Source organism: Ureibacillus chungkukjangi (assembly GCF_044795995.1).
In the GTDB taxonomy this organism is placed as follows: domain Bacteria; phylum Bacillota; class Bacilli; order Bacillales_A; family Planococcaceae; genus Ureibacillus; species Ureibacillus chungkukjangi.
Genome location: NZ_CP085009.1, coordinates 3,905,086 through 3,928,947, shown reverse-complemented (window position 1 = coordinate 3,928,947; position 23,862 = coordinate 3,905,086). Strand labels below are relative to the sequence as shown.

Annotated in this window: 25 protein-coding genes; 21 read left to right on the top strand and 4 right to left on the bottom strand. The window is 33.4% G+C overall.

The genetic code is table 11. The features are described from left to right. Nucleotides 1-31 precede the first annotated feature (31 nt). The 6 genes from LG296_RS19390 to LG296_RS19365 all read left to right on the top strand — a co-directional run bounded on the left by LG296_RS19390 (nucleotide 32) and on the right by LG296_RS19365 (nucleotide 6,824). Nucleotides 32-3,091 (top strand): type I restriction endonuclease subunit R, encoded by a 3,060-nt coding sequence (locus tag LG296_RS19390; RefSeq protein ID WP_107932091.1) that lies wholly within the window; start codon nucleotides 32-34, stop codon nucleotides 3,089-3,091. Nucleotides 3,092-3,194: 103 nt separating this feature from the next. After that, nucleotides 3,195-3,800: a hypothetical protein gene (locus LG296_RS19385; protein WP_202973769.1), complete on the top strand. Its 606-nt coding sequence runs from the start codon at nucleotides 3,195-3,197 to the stop codon at nucleotides 3,798-3,800. Nucleotides 3,801-3,944: 144 nt separating this feature from the next. Beyond that, entirely contained in the window at nucleotides 3,945-4,886 is a 942-nt protein-coding gene (locus LG296_RS19380) for a DUF1835 domain-containing protein (protein WP_404427260.1), read from the top strand. A 112-nt stretch (nucleotides 4,887-4,998) separates the two neighbouring features. Further along, nucleotides 4,999-5,373, top strand: coding sequence for a DUF2750 domain-containing protein (locus tag LG296_RS19375; RefSeq protein ID WP_107932093.1), 375 nt, complete (start codon nucleotides 4,999-5,001; stop codon nucleotides 5,371-5,373). 126 nt (nucleotides 5,374-5,499) lie between these two features. Then, entirely contained in the window at nucleotides 5,500-6,201 is a 702-nt protein-coding gene (locus tag LG296_RS19370) for a hypothetical protein (RefSeq protein ID WP_107932095.1), read from the top strand. Nucleotides 6,202-6,368: 167 nt separating this feature from the next. Then, nucleotides 6,369-6,824, top strand: a complete 456-nt coding sequence (locus tag LG296_RS19365; RefSeq protein WP_107932097.1) for a hypothetical protein — start codon at nucleotides 6,369-6,371, stop codon at nucleotides 6,822-6,824. Between the two features lie 102 nt (nucleotides 6,825-6,926). Here the strand turns inward: LG296_RS19365 and LG296_RS19360 are convergent, their stop codons facing one another. Then, complete coding sequence (locus LG296_RS19360; RefSeq protein ID WP_107932099.1) at nucleotides 6,927-7,361, bottom strand: hypothetical protein; 435 nt, start codon at nucleotides 7,359-7,361, stop codon at nucleotides 6,927-6,929. An 878-nt stretch (nucleotides 7,362-8,239) separates the two neighbouring features. Between LG296_RS19360 and LG296_RS19355 the strand changes: the two genes are divergently transcribed. Both LG296_RS19355 and LG296_RS19350 read left to right on the top strand, forming a co-directional pair. Beyond that, nucleotides 8,240-8,377: a hypothetical protein gene (locus LG296_RS19355; RefSeq protein ID WP_404427259.1), complete on the top strand. Its 138-nt coding sequence runs from the start codon at nucleotides 8,240-8,242 to the stop codon at nucleotides 8,375-8,377. Between the two features lie 434 nt (nucleotides 8,378-8,811). Continuing rightward, on the top strand, nucleotides 8,812-9,615 hold the full coding sequence (locus LG296_RS19350) for a hypothetical protein (RefSeq protein ID WP_107932101.1): 804 nt from the start codon (nucleotides 8,812-8,814) through the stop codon (nucleotides 9,613-9,615). A 529-nt stretch (nucleotides 9,616-10,144) separates the two neighbouring features. On the opposite strand, the gene LG296_RS19345 is transcribed toward LG296_RS19350, so the two are convergent. Continuing rightward, nucleotides 10,145-11,887 carry a phage/plasmid primase, P4 family gene (locus LG296_RS19345; protein ID WP_107932103.1) on the bottom strand — a complete coding sequence of 581 codons (1,743 nt, stop codon included), beginning with the start codon at nucleotides 11,885-11,887 and terminating at the stop codon, nucleotides 10,145-10,147. Nucleotides 11,888-12,766: 879 nt separating this feature from the next. Between LG296_RS19345 and LG296_RS19340 the strand changes: the two genes are divergently transcribed. From LG296_RS19340 to LG296_RS19320, 5 genes are all read left to right on the top strand, one after another. Continuing rightward, nucleotides 12,767-12,970, top strand: a complete 204-nt coding sequence (locus LG296_RS19340) for a hypothetical protein (protein ID WP_107932105.1) — start codon at nucleotides 12,767-12,769, stop codon at nucleotides 12,968-12,970. Between the two features lie 288 nt (nucleotides 12,971-13,258). Next, nucleotides 13,259-13,549 carry a hypothetical protein gene (locus tag LG296_RS19335; protein ID WP_107932106.1) on the top strand — a complete coding sequence of 97 codons (291 nt, stop codon included), beginning with the start codon at nucleotides 13,259-13,261 and terminating at the stop codon, nucleotides 13,547-13,549. Nucleotides 13,550-14,732: 1,183 nt separating this feature from the next. After that, nucleotides 14,733-15,086, top strand: a complete 354-nt coding sequence (locus tag LG296_RS19330) for a hypothetical protein (protein ID WP_107932108.1) — start codon at nucleotides 14,733-14,735, stop codon at nucleotides 15,084-15,086. A gap of 88 nt (nucleotides 15,087-15,174) precedes the next feature. Further along, nucleotides 15,175-15,513: a hypothetical protein gene (locus LG296_RS19325; protein WP_107932110.1), complete on the top strand. Its 339-nt coding sequence runs from the start codon at nucleotides 15,175-15,177 to the stop codon at nucleotides 15,511-15,513. A 47-nt stretch (nucleotides 15,514-15,560) separates the two neighbouring features. After that, the gene (locus LG296_RS19320; protein WP_107932112.1) at nucleotides 15,561-16,385 is read left to right on the top strand and encodes a tyrosine-type recombinase/integrase; all 825 of its coding nucleotides are present in this window, start codon (nucleotides 15,561-15,563) and stop codon (nucleotides 16,383-16,385) included. A 48-nt stretch (nucleotides 16,386-16,433) separates the two neighbouring features. Here the strand turns inward: LG296_RS19320 and LG296_RS19315 are convergent, their stop codons facing one another. Further along, nucleotides 16,434-17,141: a helix-turn-helix domain-containing protein gene (locus LG296_RS19315; RefSeq protein ID WP_107932113.1), complete on the bottom strand. Its 708-nt coding sequence runs from the start codon at nucleotides 17,139-17,141 to the stop codon at nucleotides 16,434-16,436. A 198-nt stretch (nucleotides 17,142-17,339) separates the two neighbouring features. Here LG296_RS19315 and LG296_RS19310 point away from each other — a divergent pair, with 198 nt between their 5' ends. The 4 genes from LG296_RS19310 to LG296_RS19295 all read left to right on the top strand — a co-directional run bounded on the left by LG296_RS19310 (nucleotide 17,340) and on the right by LG296_RS19295 (nucleotide 20,150). Next, nucleotides 17,340-17,663, top strand: a complete 324-nt coding sequence (locus tag LG296_RS19310) for a hypothetical protein (protein ID WP_107932115.1) — start codon at nucleotides 17,340-17,342, stop codon at nucleotides 17,661-17,663. Between the two features lie 302 nt (nucleotides 17,664-17,965). Further along, the gene (locus LG296_RS19305; RefSeq protein WP_181417954.1) at nucleotides 17,966-18,115 is read left to right on the top strand and encodes a hypothetical protein; all 150 of its coding nucleotides are present in this window, start codon (nucleotides 17,966-17,968) and stop codon (nucleotides 18,113-18,115) included. Then, the gene (locus LG296_RS19300) at nucleotides 18,115-18,582 is read left to right on the top strand and encodes a recombinase family protein (protein WP_107932117.1); all 468 of its coding nucleotides are present in this window, start codon (nucleotides 18,115-18,117) and stop codon (nucleotides 18,580-18,582) included. The genes LG296_RS19305 and LG296_RS19300 overlap by 1 nt, the downstream gene beginning before the upstream one ends. Further along, a complete protein-coding gene (locus LG296_RS19295; protein ID WP_107932119.1) occupies nucleotides 18,582-20,150 on the top strand; it encodes a recombinase family protein in 1,569 nt (522 codons plus the stop codon). The genes LG296_RS19300 and LG296_RS19295 overlap by 1 nt, the downstream gene beginning before the upstream one ends. Nucleotides 20,151-20,489: 339 nt before the next feature. On the opposite strand, the gene LG296_RS19290 is transcribed toward LG296_RS19295, so the two are convergent. After that, complete coding sequence (locus tag LG296_RS19290; RefSeq protein ID WP_107932121.1) at nucleotides 20,490-20,963, bottom strand: helix-turn-helix domain-containing protein; 474 nt, start codon at nucleotides 20,961-20,963, stop codon at nucleotides 20,490-20,492. Nucleotides 20,964-21,111: 148 nt separating this feature from the next. Between LG296_RS19290 and LG296_RS19285 the strand changes: the two genes are divergently transcribed. The 4 genes from LG296_RS19285 (at nucleotide 21,112) to LG296_RS19270 (ending at nucleotide 23,847) form a co-directional block, all read left to right on the top strand. Continuing rightward, nucleotides 21,112-21,630: a DJ-1/PfpI family protein gene (locus LG296_RS19285; protein ID WP_025731574.1), complete on the top strand. Its 519-nt coding sequence runs from the start codon at nucleotides 21,112-21,114 to the stop codon at nucleotides 21,628-21,630. 394 nt (nucleotides 21,631-22,024) lie between these two features. Beyond that, complete coding sequence (locus LG296_RS19280) at nucleotides 22,025-22,177, top strand: putative quinol monooxygenase (protein ID WP_235867562.1); 153 nt, start codon at nucleotides 22,025-22,027, stop codon at nucleotides 22,175-22,177. A 447-nt stretch (nucleotides 22,178-22,624) separates the two neighbouring features. Then, entirely contained in the window at nucleotides 22,625-22,876 is a 252-nt protein-coding gene (locus LG296_RS19275; protein ID WP_404427999.1) for an ArsR/SmtB family transcription factor, read from the top strand. 11 nt (nucleotides 22,877-22,887) lie between these two features. Then, nucleotides 22,888-23,847, top strand: coding sequence for a TIGR03571 family LLM class oxidoreductase (locus LG296_RS19270; protein ID WP_107932123.1), 960 nt, complete (start codon nucleotides 22,888-22,890; stop codon nucleotides 23,845-23,847). Nucleotides 23,848-23,862 lie beyond the last annotated feature (15 nt).

Genomic DNA, 23,862 nt, shown 5'->3' with positions numbered 1-23,862 from the left:
ATGCCATTATATATGTTGGAGGTGCTTAATAATGTCCAGACCTCTAGGTGAATCAGCATTCGAAGAAACTACGATAGAGAGATTAAAAAGAATTGGTTATGAATATCTTCATGCACAAGAATTGTTTCAGCGTGGCGAACGAGAACAATTGCAAGAGGTAGTATTATTTAATAGGCTTGAAGCCTTCTTAAAGAAGACTTACCCTACTATACCAGAGCAAGAAATAAGGCGACTGATAAGTATATTTACATCGCCTGATGGAGTTAATTTAATACAGAGAAATCAAGCATTTCATCAAATGTTAGTTAAGGGAGTAGAATTCAATTTTGAATTGAACGGTGAGACTTTTACTCCTCACGTTTTTCCAATCGATTGGAATACTCCAGAAAACAATGATTTTCTTGTTGTTAATCAACTTTCAATTGAAGGAAGAATGTCTAGAAGACCGGATATAGTTTTATATGTTAATGGGCTTCCACTCATTGTATTTGAATTAAAGAATCCAAATAGTGAACAAGCAACTGTGAAAGATGCTTATACACAAATTCAAAATTACACCTATGATATTTCACAACTTTTTAATTATAATGCTTTCACAGTAGTATCTGACAATGTTGAGACAAAACATGGGATGCCATTTGCTGATTATGACTTCTTTGCTTCTTGGAAATCCATTGATGGAAGAAATGTAGATAACAATCGGGCCAATACAATGCGAACATTAGTTGAGGGATTGTTTCCTAAAGACCGCCTCCTCAATTATATTCAGAACTTTATAGTCTTCCTTAAAGCAGGAGATAAAACGAAGAAAATAGGGGCAAAATACCACCAATTTTTCGGGGTTAATTTTGCAGTTAGGGAAACTGTTCGTGCAACAAAGCCAGATGGAGATCGTAAAATTGGCGTTATGTATCATACGACTGGTTCGGGGAAATCATTGAGTATGCTTTTCTTTGCAGGTATTTTAAGTAGGCATTCTGAATTGAATAATCCTTCTATAGTGATTCAAGTGGACAGAAATGATTTAGACGAACAATTATATGATACTTTCGTTGAGGGTGAGTCATTAATTGGAAAGGTTGAACGAGCAAGTAGCACAGAAAAATTAAGAACGATTCTTAGAGGTGAAGCAACCCCGGTAGTATTTTCTACAATTGAAAAATTTCGCTTAAAAGGCGAAGAAACAAAACACCCCGTACTTTCAGAACGGAGGAACATTGTAGTAATTGCTGATGAGGCACATCGTACGCAGTCAGGATTTGAAGGTGGTTATGCTGCTCAATTGCGTTTTGCACTTCCAAACGCCTCTCATATCGGTTTTACAGGAACACCAGTAGATTTTGTAGGAAACAATACAGAAGAGATATTTGGACACACCATACATCGTTATGACATGGCACAGGCTGTTGCTGATAAAGCAACATTACCAATCTATTATGAAAGCCGACTTATACCGCTTGATCTAACAGCAGAAGATATTGATGAACAATTTGAGGATATCTTTGTAGATAATGGTGAAGGTGACGAAACAGAAGGTTATAAAAGAAAATGGGCCGCTTTAGAAAAAGTTGTGGGAACTCCAAAACGGCTCAAACGCCTTGCAAACGACATCGTATCACATTTTAACTCAATGGCCAATCCTTTTCAAAAAGCAATGATCGTTTGTATGAGCCGCCAAATTGCTGCCGATTTATATGATTGTCTGAAAGAGGTAGAAGGCTGTCCCAAAATGGAAGTTATTATGACCGGGGATGTTTCAAAAGATCCGCGCGAGTGGAGAGAAATTCAAGAAGGAAGCCAGTATTCACATATTAAGTCTAAGAAAGAACAAGAAGATGTTAAGGCTAAATTAAAGGACCCTGAAGACCCACTTAAATTTGTAATAGTTGTGGATATGTGGCTAACAGGTATGGACGCACAGCCGCTCTCATACCTGTATGTTGATAAGCCTATGAAAGGGCATAATCTAATGCAAGCGATTGCTAGGGTTAACAGAGTTTTCCCCGGTAAAGAAGGTGGAATGGTTGTCGATTATATAGGGATTGCTACTTCTCTAAAAGAGGCAACTCACAAATATACAAAGGGCGGGGGAACGGGTAATCCTGCATATGATGTTGCTGAGGCCATTAGAATTTTTAATGAAAACTTAGAGTCTGTTAGAAACTATATCCCTTCAAATTTAGAGATAGACGGTTGGAGACATAAACCTCAAATAGATAGAGAAGATTTTATCGCTGATTTAGTAAATGTGCTATTAAGCAGCGATACAGAGGATTATATACAATATGCAACGAAATTAGAGAAATCCTATCAACTTGTTAAAAATCAGCCAGAAGTAATGGTTATTGCTGACGAGGTAACTCTATATTTGATGTTAAAGGCTCAATTACGCAAGCATTTACGACCTCCCGGCGGTACTGCAGGTGGGAATAAGACATTAGAAGAGCAATTGTCAGCGTTATTAGATCAAAATTTATTAGCAAAAGAAACAGTAGATATTTTTAAAGTGGCAGGAATAGAACGGCAGGATATTAGTATTCTTGATGAGCAATTTTTAGCCGATTTAACAAAGACAGAACATGAAGATCTACGGTTAAAATTACTTAAAAAACTTCTTGAGGACAAAATCAAAGTAACCTTTAAACAAGGAAGTCCACAAACAAAAACAATGCAAGAGTTACTAGAAAAAACATTAACTGAATACCACAATCGTGTTATTCAAGCAGCAGATGTCGTTCGCATGATGATAAAGATGCGTAAAGAAATGGAAGAAGAAATGCGCAAAAGACAGGACTTAGGCTTGTCTGAAGAAGAGATTGAATTTTACAAGGCAATTACCTCTTTGGAAGAAGGTGCATTTTCAAATGAGTTCCTAGCGAACTTAATACACAAAGTTGTTAATGAGTTAAAAAAGAGACTAGATGTTGATTGGACTAGCCCACACCGACAAGACGTATATGCCAAAGTGAAACTTGCTGTTAAAATGGTATTAATGAAAGAGAAAGTAACTGGGCAACAACTTCAATTTTTGACTAATAAGTTTATGGAACAGGCTGAAGAACAGTTTAAGGGTTGGCCAATGGATGCATAAAGAAAGACAACAAGAAAACAGATACCCACTATTTTACATGGTATCTGTTTTCTTTTTTAAAAGAAGTATACTTACTGACAATACGAAACTATAGGTGATCACAATGAATAAATCAGAAGCCATGAAGATAACTGCTTTAGAACTGGATTATAGAGAAGTTTATGATACTGAAAACTACCTGTTTAATACTGTACATAATAGGTTTAAAGAACAAGGATACTTAAGTGCCCCTGATTTCTTCTTGATTGTCATATGGAAATCAAATCGTTCTAAATCGAAAGTTGCGAAACGGCTATTAGAAATGGGATATCCTAGTTTACAGGAGGCTGTTAAATCGATTACGGCTGAAGTTAATTTATTGACCGATTCTAAGCAAAGATTAAAATATTTAATGGCAAATTGCGGATTTAGGTTACCGATGGCCAGTGCTATTTTAACTGTATTATTTCCTGATTCTTTTACTGTTTATGATGTTAGAGTGTGTAATGTCCTTCAAGAACAAGGATTTCGTTATCATAGTTTAACGGATAGAAAGTTTTCTGATGGATTATGGGAAGAATACACGGAATATATAAAGGCTGTTTCAACTGCCGCGCCTGAAGAGTTTTCATTAAGGGACAAGGATAGATACCTATGGGGTCAATCTTTTTATGAACAGTTAATAATGGATATTAGCGACAATTTTAATGTGTACAATGAGGATGAGTAAGATAAGGAAGTTCTAATTTCCAAGCGAGAAATTTAAAGAAACTAAATGGAATAAATAACGAGGTGAATTTTGGTGATAGAAGAGATACATAAATCAATAAAAGATTTAAGCGAGAGCGACGCAAAGAACCTTTTATTAAGCATGATGTTTCGAATAAAAATGATGCAGGAATCAAAGAATTCACCAGAGGAAATTTTAGAACAATTAAATTCTATATACGATAGAATTATCGACGTTGCACAAAACGAAAATCATGTTGAAAGAGATTATTCAACAGTTCATATTGTGTGTGGAGAATCTCCTGCGGGTTCATTAAGAGTGGGATTAGGGCATGAAAATAAAATAATCGGATTTCCTGATTTCTTTGCTGTTGGTCCCATTTGGGAACTTCATCAAGAGGTTGGTCGTAAAAACAGACATGAATGGTTGAAGGACCATCTCAATTATTCCGATGACTATTTTGAAGAAGTGTACGAAAATAGATTTTCAAAAACACTTGCAGAAATAGAGCGTTTAAACGGAGAGGTCCCCATTGTTATATGGACTGCTGAAAATTCAAATGAACAAACTGGATTACGCTATCTTGTATACTTGCTAAAAGAAAAAAAGAATGACGTTTTCGTGATCAATACTACACTTGCTTTTCAGGAATTATTTAACACACCTGAATTTGGGTGTTTAGATATCCATACGGGCGAAGTAAATGGTGAACAATTAAAAAAAATATATCAAGCAAATCTATCAGCACCATTAACTGATGAGGATAGAACACGATTTGAAAGAGAATGGATCGAATTATCAGAATCAAAAGGTTTGGTGAGGATTTGGGAAAATCACAAAATCAACAATGTCACTGAAGGTCACTTTGATGATTATATTGTGAATACTGCGCGAAAATTACATGCTATGCAAGGTGAAAAAGATTTTATGAAATCAGCAAGGTTAATTGGGGAAATATATGGACAGTACAATCAATTAGGTGATGCTTTTATAGAATATAGGGTAAGAAGCCTAATCTATAAAGGTGTTTTTGAAATAAAGGGAATTCCAAAAGCAATAAGGTATTATAGTGTGAAATTAAGGTGACTCTTTCCTTCTGTGAAGATATTTATATTCATATTCTCTTGAACAGGAGCGAATGCAAAAGAAGGCAGTTTAGATTAAACAGCAATGAAAAATATTCGAGGATGTAGAATAAATGAATCCAAAAGAATTTGAATCAGTTATTAAACAATCACCTAAAATTAGATATGAATATTTCATTAAGAAGGTTGTGGACTTTGAAGAAGTTTGGGGTTTATATAACGAGGGATGGGCAACTTCAAAAGATGATGATGGAAACATGTTGATTCCCTTTTTCCCTAAAAAAGAATTTGCAGATTACTGTGCGATTAATGAGTGGGATGTTTATAAAGCGACTTCAATTGATTTGGATGAATTTATTGAGGAGTGGCTTGAAGATATGAATAATGATGGAATTAAACCTTCTATTTTTCCTACTCATCAAGATTCGGCATTAGTTGAGATATCAATTCTCTCAAAAGACTTAAAGAATGAATTGGAAAATTATTGAACTAATGAGGCGCGTTGATGATCCAAGAAGAGTTACTGTCCTTTTTGTTGAAGATATTAAACTATGGGGGCAGTTTAATTGAATAAACAGTTAACTATTGAGAACACTTAAATGAGGTGTTTTCTTATGAAAAAAGTTCTTATTTTAATTATTACTATTTCTCTTTTTGCTGTTTTAACCAAAGTAAACGCAACGATAAATGAATATGAAGAAATTGCTAAGTCTGATAAAGTGGGCGTTACCATTTATGCAAAAATGATGAATGGATTATATATAGATTTTAAAATTGATTTTCAAGGTAATATCCTTTCAAAACCTTATTGGATGAACACTACAAACCCTACTTGGTTTCCTGAGATTATCTATGAGGATATCAATAGAGATGGAAAAAAAGAACTAATCATAATTTTGACTAAAAGTACAGGTACTGGAGTTTTAGAAAGGGAAGTTCATGTTTTTCAAATACAACAGCAAAGATTCGATAAGATGCAGATTGACGTACCTGTTGAGGTGCTTGTTGAAAATCCAATAGCGATATTATTAAAAAGTGTAAAGACCGAGTTAACACCAAACCAAGCAAGTGTTAGTATTGGTGACAAGAAATATACAATTGATATTAAGCCTTTGGGTATTAAACCAAAACATCTATTTGGTGATATATACTTTGGAAATATTATCAACTTTGAAATAAAAGACAATAAACTTATTGCAATAATCGGAGGACAAATCTCTCCAGCAGGAGGCTATATAGGTGATATTCAAATTATCTATAAATACAAAGATAGAATGTATCAAGCAGAATCAATTGAATTTAAACCCTCTGAATAAAATGTTGTTAAACTTACGGAGGCATTAATCCAAGAAGGATTAATGTCCTTTTTTGTTGAACCTATTATACTAACAGGACAGGATAGTATAACAAGGAACGATTGAAATACAATAAATATGGAGTTTTGGGGGATAATGACACTTAACAAATTTAAGGAGAATCAAAAATGAAAAAAATGCTTTTTAGCCTTATCTTCGTTTTAGTAATTCTTCCTTCACAAACATACTCTGAAAATAAAATTGAAGAGTTGCCGCCTTGTTCAGCAATACTTGAACCAACAAAAAACGCACCTAAAAATGCCAGAGGAGTAGCACTGATTTATAATATTGAAAGAAAGTTTAATGATGAGCGGACGAGTCTTAGTGTTCATGCACTTCATTTACCAAAACCATCTAGTTTTGGGGATTATGATGGTTATGAAGTATTAGCATATATTCCGAAGGAAATAAGTTGGATTTTCTCGTTGTCCCCTTTAACTAAATACGGAGAAACTACTTGGGCTGGGAATTTGGATGAAGTTTCTCCTATAATGCGACCTACTCGTATCGAAGTTCGCACAATCAATACAACGACAAAGAAAACTGGTCCTATTGTACTTGAAAAAATACTAAAACCTTGTTGAACTAACGAGGGCATTTCTGAAATAAGCAGGAACGCTTTTTCACTATAGGTGTAGGGTAATTCATTAGTAAAACCACCAATATATTATTGATGGTTTTAAGAATTATTTATAAGGATTATCATAAAGGTGATATGAGTTTCCGCCTTCAAGTTGTCGTTTGGTTTCTGCATCAATAATTGTATGTTTCCAATACTCTTCATTTTTGGTCTGAACAAAAGAAGCGAGGAAATATACTTGTCGTTCTGGATGTATAGCAAGAGAAAGTTCTTGTTTTGGTTGACACATATCCCTTCCTGTCTTCTTTTCAAAGGTCATAACTGCATCAGGTACTTCTTTATAAGATATTTTTCGCCTTATACTATAAGAAGCATTATCAAATTCTTTATATTCATCTTTTTTCAATTGTTGATAAAACTCGTCTTCGTTTATAAATGTTTTTTCTTTGTTACTTGGATAATCAAATTTTTGTGCTGAAACCGGAATTGCTAGGATAACTAATAAACCAAATGAAATAATTATTGTTAGAAACCGTTTCATTTATCTTACCTCCGTTCTTTTTCGTATTTTACCCTTTATTTAATTAACAATTCATAGGGTGGTTTTTTAAAATCAAATAGGAAGGGATTCTTAGGATAAAGTGCTTAATTCAAAAAGGTAAAATTGTGAAGAAATGTACTTAAAGTAACTGAGGCGATTGTTCAATAAGAGCAGTTGCTTTTTAACTAAAGATGCAGTTTTGTTGAATATGTAACTTTTAGTAGATAATTAGTGTCTACATAAATTGAACTAACGAAGGCTTTAGTTGAATATTGGAATACAGAAATACAAAAAAGGACTTAGTTCACTTAATGATCTAAGTCCTTTTTTGTGTCAATTTGAGTGATAACTTTACTTGTAAATACTTTGCAGATTTGAATGCTAATTTGTCTGTTTGTACCGCTGAACTGATAGGGTTAGACCATTTTCGTACTTTTTCTCCTTTTTTGCAGGAACAAACAATTTAATGTTTAAATGATAAATTGTGTTCAGTTCTTTCTGAACTACCTTTCTATAGTGTATATTTGTACAATCCTATAAAAGCAGTGAATTACGCTGCTTTTATAGGGATGGAAATATTAAGAAGTTTGTAAGGTACAGATAAATATTAGGCAAGGATATTCACTAAAAAATCCTTGCTTATTATTAAAAATATAAGAATGGAAGTACAGTATACTTAGAATATTATGGGGATGAGTGTACGGTATCACAAAAGATGGTAAAACAAAAAACTGAATTGGCGATAGAAAGAGATTTTTTGAAGCGAATACTATAAGTTAACCGTTAATGGTGTTCCTGAAGATATTTATATATACGCAGTGGCTTTTGCAACTGAAAGATTATTATCTTGAGGTAGAAAAATAACTGATAGTTTTAGGGTGCATGTAACGTCTTGGGTTGAAAGAAGTTTAGATTTTGAAGAACTAGATGAAGATACTCAAAAGTTCATTAAAGGCTGTTTAGATAAAGCATGGGAAGGTCCAACTATATATGAACACTCAATAAAAAGACAATAAAGATTAAAAATGTCTGGTTTACCTAGATTAGGTCGAAATAATTCAAGTGATCAAATATTATCAAGGATGATGGAGTGATTACCAAGGTCATTTAATAAGCCATTCGAGGACTAAAATTATTTTAATTAAACCAAACCAAACCATGTAATTGCATTTGGTTAGTTGTAACTATTTGATAGTTGCCCATCTATTCTAATAATGGTATTTTTCCTACCCTTTTTTAAAACTAAGAAAAAATTTCTTCTTCAACTAATGGTGCAGTTTAGTATAACAGGAATAATGGTAAATGAAATTTCCAAAACTAAAATTAGAGTTTACTAAAAGAGGGAGGTTACCCATTTGGTTGTTTTGGGAATAAGCAATTTATACGATTATACAATTTGTTATGTAAGAGATGAATTTTCAGAATTCTTAGTTGTAGGAAAGGCACTATTATGAGGAAATATAACTTTGTAATTCTACTCCTCATTGGATTTTTAATTATGTCTTCCAGCCAAATGACCGAAGCAAAGACTAATACGAATCAACAGATTCCCTTTTTGGAACAATTATTGGCGCACTCATTAAAGCATGAAGAGATTGGAAGCATTAAAATAGAAAATGATTCAGGACAACAACAGATATTCAGTATCAACGATGGATTTCAAGAACGTGTACTCAGAAAAGTAACATATTGGTTGAATAACTCTAGCCTAGTAGATGAAACAATGGAGGTATCTTTAAAAAAACCATCCAATAAAATGACATTGAAGATGGCAAGTGATGATGTGATTACCATTGAACCAGCCTATACATGTAATATTGATAATATGCACAGAACCTGCACGGCTAAAGATGGGGAATTGATCGTTTCGGATAAAAGCAAAAAAATACAAATAAAGTCACAATCTCTTTATGATTGGCTCTTAGTAGGGTGGAGAAAAGAAGTGGACGGACTTACGAAAGAAGAGTTACTTGAAGAAGCATTATATACACGTTATTTAAATGAATTAGATCCATCTTATGCTGAATATTTTATGTGTCCAAAGATCAAAATTGAACCCATTGATGGGGACCCTCGAAGACATATCGTTTTTGCTAGTGCATTAAACTATTCAGGACACCACGGTGGCGATTTTAATAGACTTACTTTTTCTGTAAGTGATTCCAACCTAACAGGGTTACATGTGACGAATGTAAAAATTGAGGAACATATTTCGGAAGAAGAAAGTGAAAAACAATGCCGAACGTTCGATTAAATATAGTATAAAAGCAAGGGGCGTTTCTAGAAAAAGCAGGAACATTTTTATTTCTGTTTGGTATTTAAATAAACTTCTCGATTGATAAAAGCGAATAACAAGATAAGGCTTAATACAATTATCAAATAACTTATAAAAAATATCCATTTTAGGAGAAAATAGCGTACATTAATTATTTCACGTGATAATATATAAATATCTTCAGTATATGAAGATAGGCAGCCTACACAGACTGAAAGGTTCGCCTTATAGTTGGCTCAACTAAATCGCTCTATTGACGAATAGGGGATTTAAGGGGCTTAATAGTTGGAATACAGTGCAATACTGGCTCTATATAGTTTAGGACTGTTTGGTTAGTAGTTTTGGTTTCTATTGTCAGCGAACTCTTCTTTCTGAGTGATGTAATAATACATGAAGGCTTTAGGTGGCGGAAAACATCTAAGGCTTTTTCTATTTTATTAAAGAAGAACGGGAGGAAACAAAAAAAGAGCAGGAGGTAGGACCTCGAACTCTTCTTTTGTTAGTTATTTTACAAGTTATTTCTTTGGTTTTGTGTAAGTTGGAATTTGTTTAATTCTTCTATATTGATTTTAATTCCCTTCATATAGCCTCTGATTGATTTATAACGGTAATTAACGTTTACACCAAATTGCATTTGAAGGATTTTCTTAACTTGTTTTTGGATTTTTGGATCTTGTTCAAGTTCAACTTCGCAATATTGTTTATATATTTTCATAAAGTCGCTAACCAGCATAAATGCTGTAGGATCGACTTCACATACAGTGTTTACGAAGTTCAATACAGAGTTATTTTCTTCCTCATATGTATGAATAATGTCTTGTATTTCAGAAGGAATATCAAACTCAAAATTATTATTAATTAAGTAATTTAATGCAAGAATGGCTTGGGTAGCAATGTAGTCTAAATCGTGTTTAATTATATTACTACCGAGAGAACGGTCTTTATAAATAACCTTTTGAGTGAAAGGAATGATAATTACACGTTCATAAAATGCCGAGGTAGTATCTTGATCGCTAATGGTTGGTAAAGTGTTTGCTGCAAATAAGTATTTGGCAGTCGGTACAAATTCAAAAGGCTGTCCATTTTTTCTCTGAGCATTTATGCCATCTTCACCTGTTAAGATTTTTAACACATCAGTATTTTTAATAGTATCAGCGCTTAACTCGCCATTTATGTTAACCGTCTTACCATATAAGTCAGCCGTAGCAAAGCGATCCGTTGTAAAACTATGTAGATCACGATGAGTTCTTGCACTTTTTGGTAACAGGGCATTTAAAGTAACGTTTAAGAATAAAGATTTTCCTCTATCCTTATCACCGTGGAAAATGATAAAACGTTTTTTATTGTTATGGTAAGAACTAAGACTGTAACCTAAAATCTGCCAAACTAATCTTTGAAGACTTTCTTTTGGGAATGTAAAATCAAAGAAATCTTTGAAATAAACAGGTTCAGCATTAGGGTTATAATTTGCATTAATCTGTACTGTTGTTTTTATCTCAGGACTATGTGGCATTAATTCTAAAGTGGCCACATTTAAAATACCGTTTTTAAAGTTTATTAGAACAGGTTGAGCGTTCAAATCATCTGGTGATGTTGCAACTTTACGGTTTAACAACCAAAGTGTCTGCAAATCGTTTATTACCTTTGTATTAACAAAGGTATCTCCTAAAGTTTCAAGTTCCTCACGGATAATTATTCTAATTTCATTATAAAGTTTTTCTTTGTAGACACCATTATCGTAGAAATAATGAATTTTCGAAACGTCTAACAATGGGTATTTTTCTGCTAAGTATTTAGAGAATAGGTTGTTATTAAGAGTTTTATTTACTTCACTAACTTTGCCTTTTCTATTGTAAATATATTCAGTTTCAACAAACTTAGGCGTTCCGTCTTTTTTGAAAAACTTCGCAATATTTAGGGCAATTTGTTCATCTATATTATGTTGCTTTTTTAAAGTTTCAAGCATGAACTGCTCTTTTACCTTTAGATTTTGCTTAATCTTTTCATCAAGATTAGCCTGATTTACCTCCAACGTAGCGGGCTTTTTACGCTCTGGGAAATATAAGTAACTAATGTATTCTAAATCAGTTTCTTCAATTTCCTTACCTACGCTATTAATGAAAACCTCGTCAGTAATTGCTCCAGTAGCATAAGAAAGTAATATTTCAAATGTGTTCTTTCCTACGTCGTAATAACCTCTTTCTTCTAAAACTAATCTTAAATTTTTTTCAATAATATCTTTCTTGTCCATCTAATTCAGCCTCCTTATGTGATACAGGAGAGACTAATATTATGTAGTAATGCTATGATACTCCTCTGTGTACGAACTAGTCTGACAGACGTTGGTCAACCTTGCCGAACTATACATACCTACTTTAACCAAACTATCTATCAGGTTATATTAGTTGTTCAGTCAGACATACCATTTCTCTTCTGTAAGGAAATATATGATTACTGAACTAATTGTTAGTGTAGTTCACTTTTTCTATCTATGGAAGAGACAATTAAGATATTTGTTGAGATTTGTTTAGATATTTAAAAAAAATGTGGGGGTACTAATAAAAGATGTGGTTTGTTTTTTGTAAACATAGGCTAACAGGCAATGGAAAATGGCACTTACAACTCAAAATTGGTTCTCCTTTTTGCTAAAAACGTTGATATATCAAGGTTTATAGAGTTTTAATGCCAATTTTTTTGGTTGAAATGGAATTTAAAGAATAAGAAAACATTTTGAAGTAAAGAAGATGTTTGAAGAAAAAAGTGGCCTCTTTTTTAAAGGAAGAGTTAGAAACCCCATTGTATCAAGGTTCTGAGTCGCTTGTGGGTTTTAAAAGTGTCATTTTTAACTTAGAAGGTACTGAAAACTTCCGATTTCTATGAGAAAGTACCACCTTGCCTTTAAAATTAACCACCTTATTCTAATCCATGTTCATAAAATAGAAATTCCTTCTTTCATAAAGTGGAAGAGTAGAATGTTTGGATAATTTATGCGAAGTGTTCGCAGCATAAAAAATTTTCAGTAAAAGTACTTTATGGTTCAATGAAAAATAGAATTATTTTAAATGATCTTATTTATTTTTAAAGGAAAGTTACTTTAGTTACTTAATTGTATCTCTAGGAGGTGATTCTGGTGTGCAAAGAACAGTTTGAAGAAATTCTTACAGAAATCCGAGCAGAACTTCTCCTTCCTTTAGTAGACCAACTATTCGATGGTAGAGAGAATCGATTCGTACTCTCTGATTTAGACGAAATGTTATATGAGTTTCAAATTCGTATAGAGCAGCGATTTGGTGCAGAGGGAAATGAGACAAACGCATTGATTAAATGTAAGTAACCTTCTTTATATTAGGCTTTTAGACAACCTTCCCACTTTTTTTCTCCTTTTTTGCAGGAACAAACAATTTAATGTTTAAATGATAAATTGTGTTCAGTTCGTTCTGAACTACCTTTCTATAGTGTATATGTACAATCCTATAAAAGCAGTGAATTCCGCTGCTTTTATAGGGACAAAAAAATTAAGAAGTTTGTAAGAGACAGAACAATATAAATGTTTCACAAGGATATTTACTAAAAATAATCCTTGCTTATTAAGCAAAAATATAGGAATGGAGGTGCAGAGGACTTGAAATATTATGGAAACGAGGTGAACGGAAAATTAGTTCATGTGAAACAACTCTATGGTTCTAAATACAACATAATACATCATGGTTATGTAGATTTCTTAGGGGCAGAGCAATACAATATTCAGCAATATTACGTACTCAGGAAATTTGAACATGGAAAGTTTCTATTCAAAAAGACCGTCTCAGAAGGTAAAGCAAATGCCTTAGAGTTAATGGGGTGGGAATTAATAAAAACTAAAGGTACTAATCATGTAGACGAATCTTATAAGGAAGTAATTGAACACAGATAAACCGGATCAAACCAATACATAACAACAAAACATTGTTCCAAATATTTGATTAAATGGAGTAAGAGCAATGAAAGGCATTCGGTTAAAAAGAAGAAAAGGAGAAGGTTACAAACCAATTGCAATTTAATCTTCTCTTCTTCTTTTTTAAATACAGTTTTGCTGATAAAAAAAGAAACTTTATAAGAAAGTTATAGTGTTAGAAGTTCATAATTAAACGGTAAAGTAGTAAGTTCAACTATGGATGATGGAGATTCTTCGCAATAAGAAACACATTTTTGGTGATGTCATCAAAACAAGTCTTATTTGGGGTTGAAAGGATTAAGTAAGATTCGTTAATAACGGTTATGACCAGATATGGTTAAATATGAATGATTATGAACGGTTAATACTTATTCATAATGTGCGTGATTGGTTATTAAATACGATGAAATGTTATGAATCGGTTTACCATTAACAAGTGAGGAAATCTTTTTTTTCAGGAATTCTTTTAAAGTCCTGAAAAAAGTCCTGAAAAAAATCCCTATAGAGAGCAGAAGAAAATGAAAGTATATGAAAAAAATGAATAAAAGAGAAAGGATAAGAATAACTTCTTCTTTTTTTAATTTTGCAATTAAAATCGACTCAAACGACTGAAAATCGGTTAAAATAGCGAATCGAAGAAAAAGACCATTTAAAGGTTTTCTAACTGATTTCCATAATTATAAAAAGGGGGACAAAAGAAAAAAAGCCGGCTCAAAAGTTAATAATGCTCCCTTGGTGCTGCTTGTGCCATTAAGCATGCTAGTGGCATTAGTCGTAGCCACGTTACATCAATCAATAATTACTTTTTACTTTTAAATTTATAAAGTAACAACAAACGGGTGATCTAATGTTCGTGCAAACATTAAATTGCCCGTTTGTTTTTTATTCTCATATAAACTTCTTAATTTTATAAGTTGCGTAGAAAGACTTCGTAGAATTTGTATACTATGCCATTTCAAAATCCATATTGGCGGAAAAAACACCGATATTTTGTAAATAACGATAGAAAAAAATTGCGTAGAATTATTTAAGTTCAAATTCTTAAGAATTGTGTAAGTGTATTACTGACTTTTCATAATGACAGTAGATTGCAATATTTGTTAAATCGATTCGGTCCGCGTTAAACTTTTATTAAAAGACTGAGAAATATGGAGGAATGCTTATGGAGAAATCTGAAATGCAAAACTCAAAGATCTATCTGGGGCTTGTGTGGGGCGATAATAACACATTGAAAAAGTATCAGTTAACTAAATATGCTGCGAAGAAGGATTACGATATGGAAATTGCTCATATTGTTCATATGGATTTATTGGATTTAGTGCTGACTGATTTTGGAATTGAGCAAATTGAACGAGTGATAGTTCATTGTATTAGTGATTTTAGGGATATGACAGAGTTCTATATGTTATACCAGTCTTGTAAAGACTTAGGGATTTCGTGGGTTGTAGCAAATCAGTGTATACGGAGCGAGGATTTTAAAAGGGATTCTGAGTTTAGGTCTTTTATAAGTTTCTAATATACAAAAAATTAGTCAAGTTAACTTGAAGATGATTCAGATGCGCGTTAAGTTTTCAGTAGAAATAAACTTACTAGGAGTTGATTGTATGCTGAAACTTGATGAAGAAGGTTTATATCGTGGTGAAGTGAAACAACTTGAAGACGGAAGTTTAGAACTGGATATTACATTAGAAAGCGAAGGAAGCGGTATCTATGATATTGATAGCACAATTATTGTTTTTCTAACACAAGAGTGTAATCCAATAAATATACGTGTTTTTAGATTAAATAGATTGTCGTTAATGAGAATGGATAATACCAATGATTATCTTGGAAATGACGGCATATATCGTATATCTATCATTGATTACTTTACGATTGAAAAAACAAAACAAACCGTAATGTTTATTAATATTAAGCCCGTAGTGAAGAAGTCAAGTGTTTAGTAGTTTTGCTTAATATTTTAAGTAATGAATGAGGAGGTAATTTTATTATGCTGAATCAATTTTTAGAAGAAGGGCTTTTAGGCAAATCCAAAACAACAATCCAAACTTACGCCAATTCACTAAAATTATTTTCGGAATGGTTAGACGGTGCTGGGGCAAGTTTAGAAAACTATTCAAGAAGTGATGTGCAGCAGTATATCGATTATCTTGTAAGTCGAAGAAAAAACCCATCCACTATTAATAAGCATTGGAGTGCCATAAAAAAATTCAGTTGTTGGTCAGATAATGAGCGTGCAATTGAAGAAATTGCGGTTATTAAACCAATAGAATATACTAAATTGTCTCCAAAATCTCTTAGCAGGGTAGAAGTTAATCGCCTTATCCGGGAAATTGATAGGGAAAATAATTCACGAGATATGGCAATTACTCAATTATTGCTAAATACAGGCATACGTCTTTCTGAATTGGTTTCTTTAGATAAAAGGGACATTGAGATTAGTGAACGTAAAGGTGAGTTATTTGTTCGAAATGGGAAGGGAAATAAAACAAGACATATTCCGTTAAATAAAGAAGCACGTAGAGCCGTTAACAAATACTTATGTGAACGTAATGATAACATAGAGGCTTTGTTTATTTCTAACAGAGGAAAAAGAATAAGTGTCCGCAGCGTTCAGCATATCTTTGAGAAAAAAGGGGTTAATGTTCATGCGTTACGTCATACGTTTATTACCCATTTAATTCGCAACGGTACTGATTCGAGTATCGTACAGTCTTTAAGTGGGCATTCAAGCGCAGAGATGCTGTTTAGATATTCAGTGCCAACCGAGGAAGATCAACTACAAGCGTTAGAGTCAATTTGGTTAAATCAATAAATAAAGGCAACATAGTGCTGCTTCAAACAGTGCTATATTGCCTTTTTATTATTCATTTTCTAGTTCGTTTAGCAAATTGATTGCTCTTTGTGTTGTAGCAATATTTTGTTGTAGGTAAGACTTTAATAATGCAATTTTTTCCGAATGCTCTAATTCCGTATTCTCCTCTAAGTTGCTTATGATTTGTTCATCTGTGAAGCGGTAATCCCCATCATTATAAAGTTGAATGTTCTCATGCAATAATTCCGCTTCTGCTATGCTAAAATGTGGGCTATTCGGCATGTCTATAATATTCATGCAGGTTTTAACTAATGTATCAACAGTAAAAATAAACTTCTCCTTTTCTTCACCTATAAAATCCTCTAATGTTCGTCCGTTACTTAATGAATTGAACACTATATAAAAAAGCAGTGTATAATGTGTATCGGATGAAGGTAAGGTGTAATTACCGCGTTTGATAAAATAATCATTAATCTTCTCTTTTGAAAATTCGCCAAATTCTTTTAAAAAATCATAATCCCATGTATCTAGAACATAGTCAGTATATCCAACAATGTAATCAACGGAGGTATTGAAAATTCTTGCCAAGTTAACAAGATGCTCGAGTGAAGGTCGTCTTACATTAGTTAAATATTTTTGCATACTAGATTTTGCAAAACCAAATTCTGTTAGTAGGGTATCCTTATCAATATCCATACCATTTTCATTTATTAAATGTTTTAAGCGATCTCCAATCATTATTCTATCTTCATTCACACATAAGCCCCCTTTATTATTATATATTTTATCCCGTTTAGTCCGTTTTGTAAAACAAAAAATACACTTAGTCTTTACAAAAGTATTATATTTGGTTATTATAAAGTTATGAATTAGATTATTCTAATTTATTAAAAATATATGGGTGCCATCAAAATACCACATCAAAACACATCCCAAAATAACGGGAGTGATTTTATGTACAAAAAATTAGTATTTAAATCAAAGCAAGAGGTTAATGAATTCATTGCTGAGATGTTTGAAAATTACGGGTATGAGACAAGTTTTAGTTCACCAATGTCTAACGGGATAAGTGTTTATGGGGAGTGGGTAACAATAAAACTTTATAATGGGTTTTACCACTTTCTTGAATATGATGGTGAGGAATATATTCACTATTGGACAAATGGCAACACCCGTGATAGAGAGATTAGTTATATTTCCAAAGACACAATTATTGATTGGTTATGGGAAGACAGAAAATATGCCTTTGTGCGATTAAATGAAGCATATTACAAGTAAAATCAAAAAGTGAAAAAAGGTTTTCTTTGAACAGGTATTGTTTAAAGAAAACCTTTTTTCATTATATAGGGAGAATAGATTAAGAAATATTAGTTATTACTCAAAAAGGTATATATTACTTAAGTATTTCCTGTTTAGTCTCTTTTATTAAAAATAAAATGCGTTTGGTCTTTACAAATTTTCCAAATCACCTTATTATGTAGACAAGGAATTAAGGAATTCCAATTTAATTTAAATACATAAGGGTGCCATCAAAACACTACATCAAAACATATCCCTTCCAAATTAGGGAGGATATAGTTATGACATCATTAAAAAAACCATTAAAGAAAAGCAACATTTTTGAAGTAAAAACAAAGGAAGATCTAAAAAGGGAAGAATTTTTAGATGTGTTAGCAGAAATGATTTATTTCCATATCCAAAAGAATAATGACAAGGAGGCTGTAATGTAATGACAAAAGAAAATCCTAAAGTAGCAATTTACACTCGTGTAAGTACAGAAGAACAAAAAAAGGTTGAATCCTTGTTAGAAGCACAAAAGGAGGCGCTAACAGCCTTCGCTGCACAAAAAGGATATGAAGTATACGATTATTATTCAGATATAGATTCTGGTAAAGATTTTAGTGGACCGGGCATTCAACGCCTCTTTATTGACATGCGAAATGAAAGGTTTGATGCCATTATTGTTTGGAAAGTAGACCGTATTTCGCATAATAATAGTGATGTAATTCGTTTGGTTGACGAGGAATTAAGACCTAGAGGTGTGAAATTATTAGTTTCAACATGTGATATTGATAGTAGTACGGCAAATGGCTACATGTTCATTTCCCTTTTAGGGGCTTTTGCTGAATATCAAGTATCTTGTAGAAAAGACTTATTTCAATTCAAAAAAATAATGAAAAAGGAGGTTGTAATGTAATGACAAAAGGAAATCTAAAAGCAGCAATCTACACCCGTGTGAGTACAGAAGAACAAAAAAGAGTTGGATTCTCGTTAGAAGGACAAAAGGAGGATCTAACAGCCTACGCTGCACAAAAAGGATATGAAGTATACGATTATTACACAGATTCAGATTCTGGTAAAGATTTTAATAGATCAGACATTCAACGCCTCTTTATTGATATGCGAAATGAGAAGTTTGATGCGATTATTGTTTGGAAAGTGGACCGTATTTCACGCAAAAATAGTGATGTACTTCGTCTGATTGATGAAGAATTAAAGCATAGAGGTATGAAATTATTAGTCTCAACATGTGACATTGATAGTAGTACATCAAATGGCTATATGTTCATTTCTCTTTTAGGGACTTTTGCAGAATATGAGAGATCATTAATCATTGAACGGGTATCAGCAGGTATGGAGAAAAAATCAAAGTTGGGTCAATGGAACGGAGGAGCCTTATTAGGTTATAACGTTATTGATAAAAAATTAGTGGTAAACGAAGAAGAAAGTTTAATAGTTAAAAGAATATTTGAGTTAAGGGCGCAAGGGAAAGGTTATAAAGCAATTGCTCGTGATTTAAATAGTCGAGGCTACAGAACTAAGAAGAATAGTTCCTTTGGTATTAATGCTGTTAAAACAATATTGGAAAATGAAACCTATATTGGTAATGTCCGTTGGGGTAGATATAGAAACTGGGCTGCACTTCGAAGAAAGGGGAAAGATGCAGATTATCATGTAGAAAAAGGTATTCATGAGCCAATCATAGATATGGATACATGGGAGTTGGTTCAGCAAATTGCTACTGTGAATCGAGAAGCAGCCGTCAATGAAAAGAATATAAAAACTGATTTCTTGCTTTCAGGCATTTTAAAATGTCCTGAATGCGGAAGTGGAACAGTTATGAGCAAAGTTAAAAAGAGAAAAGACGGCTATTATTATTATTATATATGCCAAAGTTACCATACTAAGGGGATAGAGGTTTGCCGCCCAAATGTAATTAATAAGGATTGGATTGAAAAATCAATTCTAGAAATTATTAAAGAATTAGTGGCGAAAAGAACTATTGTAGATGAACTTGTAGAAGAAGTGAATCAAAACTATATTGAAGAAAATGAAGAGATAGTCCTTCAATATGAGGAGAATAAAAAGCGAATAGTAGAATTAGAAAAGGAGTTAAACAAACTGGACCTTGATTATCGAAAGGGGGATATTACTCCTAAATCATATGGTAGACAAACAAAGAATATTGAACTTGATATTGAAACTTTAGAAGAGCAAGTTGTTGAGTTTGAAAGAAAGAATGCTGTGCAGAAAGAGACTATTTCTGCTGAAAAAGTGAGTGAATTATTAAAAGCCTTTGATCAAGTATTTGATCAAGCAGATATGCCTTCAAAGAAATTACTCATTCGTTCACTAATAAAAAGTATCGAAGTAAATTTGGACAGAAAATCACTAAAACGTATTGTCTTCTGGAATTCAGAAGACAGTACAATTTTTTCAGAAATTGTTTTACCACAAGAACCGAGACGGAGAACCGTACCATAAGTAAATGAGGTTTTTGAGGGAATATAAGAATCTAAATATTGAAAAACAGTTAATTTATCTAATCAAGTTTTTAAATTGACTAGCACTTTGAAAGGATGTTGACAGGCTAGTAAAGCAAAAAGGCTGACTAAAAAAAGAAATTTCTTTTAGCCAGCCTTTTGGATTATACAGTTTTGGAAATGATTTAGTTATTTTTTAATAAGACCCTTGATTCATCATTAGTGGAATAGAAACTTTTTCCTATAGTTCTTTTATGTATAATTTATTTTAAATAAAAGAAAACACAATCCCCGTTCAGTTGAACCAATCCACAGCATAAATGATCTGAATACTGCGCAATTAAGCATAAGAAGCACCTTCCTTACAGTTAAGTGAAGGTGCTTCTTTTCTAATAGGTTTTGTAAAGCAACATTGTAAATGTAAGCTTATGCTTAATTCCGAAATATCCATTTCTTTTATGATTTCTGCTATCCGATTTTTTCCCCATTCATACATCATTTCAACGATAGGAAGTAAAGTCATCCCCAATTCAGTCATGGAATATTCCACTTTCGGTGGAACTTCTGGATAAACCTCACGATGAACTATTCCATCTTCCATCAGTTCTCTTAATTGATTCGTTAATATTTTATGAGATATTTTTGGAAAAAGCCTTTGGAGATCACTGAATCGATGTGGTCCTTCTACCCCTAAATGCCATAAAATAACAATTTTCCATTTACCACTTATAATTGATAAGGTAAGTTCTTTTTCACAATTATAATCACCATTTATGATCTTTTCTTTAACTTCATCTCTAAATGTACCTGGCATAAATTCTTACCTCCTTATTTATATCAATTGTAACCTGTCGGTAACCTCCTTACAAAAAAGTGCATTCTTCACAGTGAAGAAAACAAGCAGTAGAATGAAATGGTCGTCTTACCGGCAAATCTTTTACATTAATGAGGAGGAACTACTAATGAGTAAAAAAGCACTTTTAATTATACCACCAGAACGATTCAATGAAGACGAATTATTTCAACCAAAAGCGGAATTGGAAAGCAACGGAATTGAAGTGACAATTGCAAGTACAAAAACAGGTGAAATCATAGGGGATTATGAAGGTAAAGCAACCGCTGAGGTCATTTTCTCAGACGTTTCTGCTTCTGACTATGATGTTGTATCTGTTATTGGTGGATCTGGTACTAACGATCATTTATGGGAAAATCAAGAATTACAAGACTACTTGAAACAAGCGTATACTAATAAAGTTCTTGTAACAGGAATTTGTGCAGGTGCGGTTACTGTAGCTAAAACGGGTTTACTTACTGGAAGAGAAGCAACTTGCTATCCAGTAGATATACAAAAAGACCAATTAAAAGCGAATAAAGTAACATATGTTGAAAAACATGTTGTTGCTCATGATGATATTATCACTGGTGATGGTCCAGATGGCGCTAAAGAATTTGGAGAAGCTTTAGTAAAAGCATTAAGCTAATTCTACAGTCTCTTCGCTGAATTTTCATATAAACGAAAGCCTACGGAATTAATTCCGTAGTCTTTTGGCTATCCAAATGTAAGAAAAATACACCAAAAATTAACTCAGATTCAACATGAACCGTGTTACGATATTTATATAGTTTTACTAGTTCGTCTTTTAGTTGAATATCAATCAAATTCAATTGAAAACAAGCCTCAACTTTTTGGTCATACTAAAAAAGTTAAGAGTAAACAGTTAAAAGTTTACATAATTGAAGCGGATAAGAGATTTAAAAGGGTATATTTTTTACACGATGCTGGGAAGAACATAAACTCCACTGCCACCTTAAAAACTTTATAAAAGAAAGGCAAACCACTCATTATTAAGAGGGATAAAAATGGAGCATATTATAATGACTGCTGTATTAAAACCAAAAGAAGGCCTGCAGGGGCAACTATTATCAGAACTCAAAAATGTACAAGCGGCATCAAGGGAAGAGGCAGGTTGTATAAAGTATGACTTGCACCAATCTGAAGACCAAACTTTCGTTTTATATGAAGTTTGAAAGGATGAGGAAGCGCTGGAATACCATATTCAGTCTGCTCATTATCAGGAATACAGGAACAATATTGCAGACCTTGTATCAAATAGAGTAGTGTATAAGCTAAAAAAAATGGAATAAGTTCAAAGATGGAGTGGCGGAACCGTCGAACAAACCTGTTATTTGTAGATTTTTTAGTGGTCTTTTTTAAGATGGGAGCTTTTCGCCGTATCTCCTTCGAAACAAATCATTTGATTTGGAAGGATCAGATGGCTAATATGGTAATATCGTAAATTATCGATTTGGCATGATGCTTTCAAATCATCTATGCAGCTTCCATTGGGATATAGTGATAATCGATATAGAAAGAGGCAAATGACATTGAAGCAGGAATTGGAAAGCTTAAATGATGAACAAGCCGTTGAAATTTTTAAGGCATTGTCGAACCAGACGAGGGTGAGCATTCTTCAAATGTTAAAAAATCCCCACAGTCATTTTTCACCGCAAGCCCATATTATTGCTGATGAAGGATTTGAAGGCGGGGTTTGCGTAGGGGATATCCGAAGCAAGGCGGGGATTTCGCAATCCACTACTTCACAGTATTTATCGATTCTGCTGCAAAGCGGACTTGTTGAAATAAAGCGAATCGGACAATGGACGTATTATCGCCGTAATGAGGAGACGATTAAAAAGTTCGAAAAATACATTGGTACAAAAATTTAAGGAGAATTGAAGTGAGTTTATTACAGCATCGAGCATATAACAGGTTGTATCAAAAGGATAAAATGACGCTTGGTTTCGCGATTCCGACGGCAAGGATGTCCAAATATCCGATTATGGAAAATCAGCTGTCGCTTGCCCGCAAAATTGAAGACCATGGTTTCGCGGCATTGTGGCTTCGGGACGTTACGATTCAGAATTTGAATATTGATGATAATGGTCAAATGTTTGATGTATGGATTTATTTGACCTATCTTGCGGCCCATACAAAGGATATTGCACTTGGGACGGCTAGTGTGGCCCTCCCTCTGCGCCATCCTGTCAGAGTTGCAAAGGAAGCATCATCTATTGACCGGTTGTTTCCCGAACGGCTGATCATGGGAGTGGCTTCAGGAGACCGGGATAAAGATTTCACAGCTTTGGGAATATCCAAGCTCGAAAGCGGAGGGCTGTTTAAAAAGAATTATGCATTCCTTGAACGGCTATTAAAGGAGGACAGTCCGACAATCAACAGCGATTTAGGCGTCATCGATGGAACGGATATGAGAATGATCCCCAAGCCTTTTTCTTCGATTCCGACCATGGTGACAGGATTCAGCAATCAATCGATTGAATGGATCGCCCAGAATGGGGACGGTTGGATCCAATACCCGAGGATTATCCCACAACAAACTCAATTGATTAACGAGTATCGCGAGTTGTCGGAAATTCACGCCCCAGGAGTGTTTAAACCTTTCACTCAGACTTTATTTATCGATTTATCGGAAAATCCCGATGCGTTTCCTATTCCGATTCCTTTAGGATTTCGTGTAGGGCGCAAACAGTTATTAGAAATTTTATATCAATTTCAATCCATTGGTGTCAATCACCTGGCATTTGTATTGTATTTTTCAAAGCGCCCTCCCGAGGAAGTCATACAGGAGCTTGGAGAGTTTGTGCGGCCTTACTTTCCGACTCATGAAATTCCAGTATGAGATTAGCTTTTAATA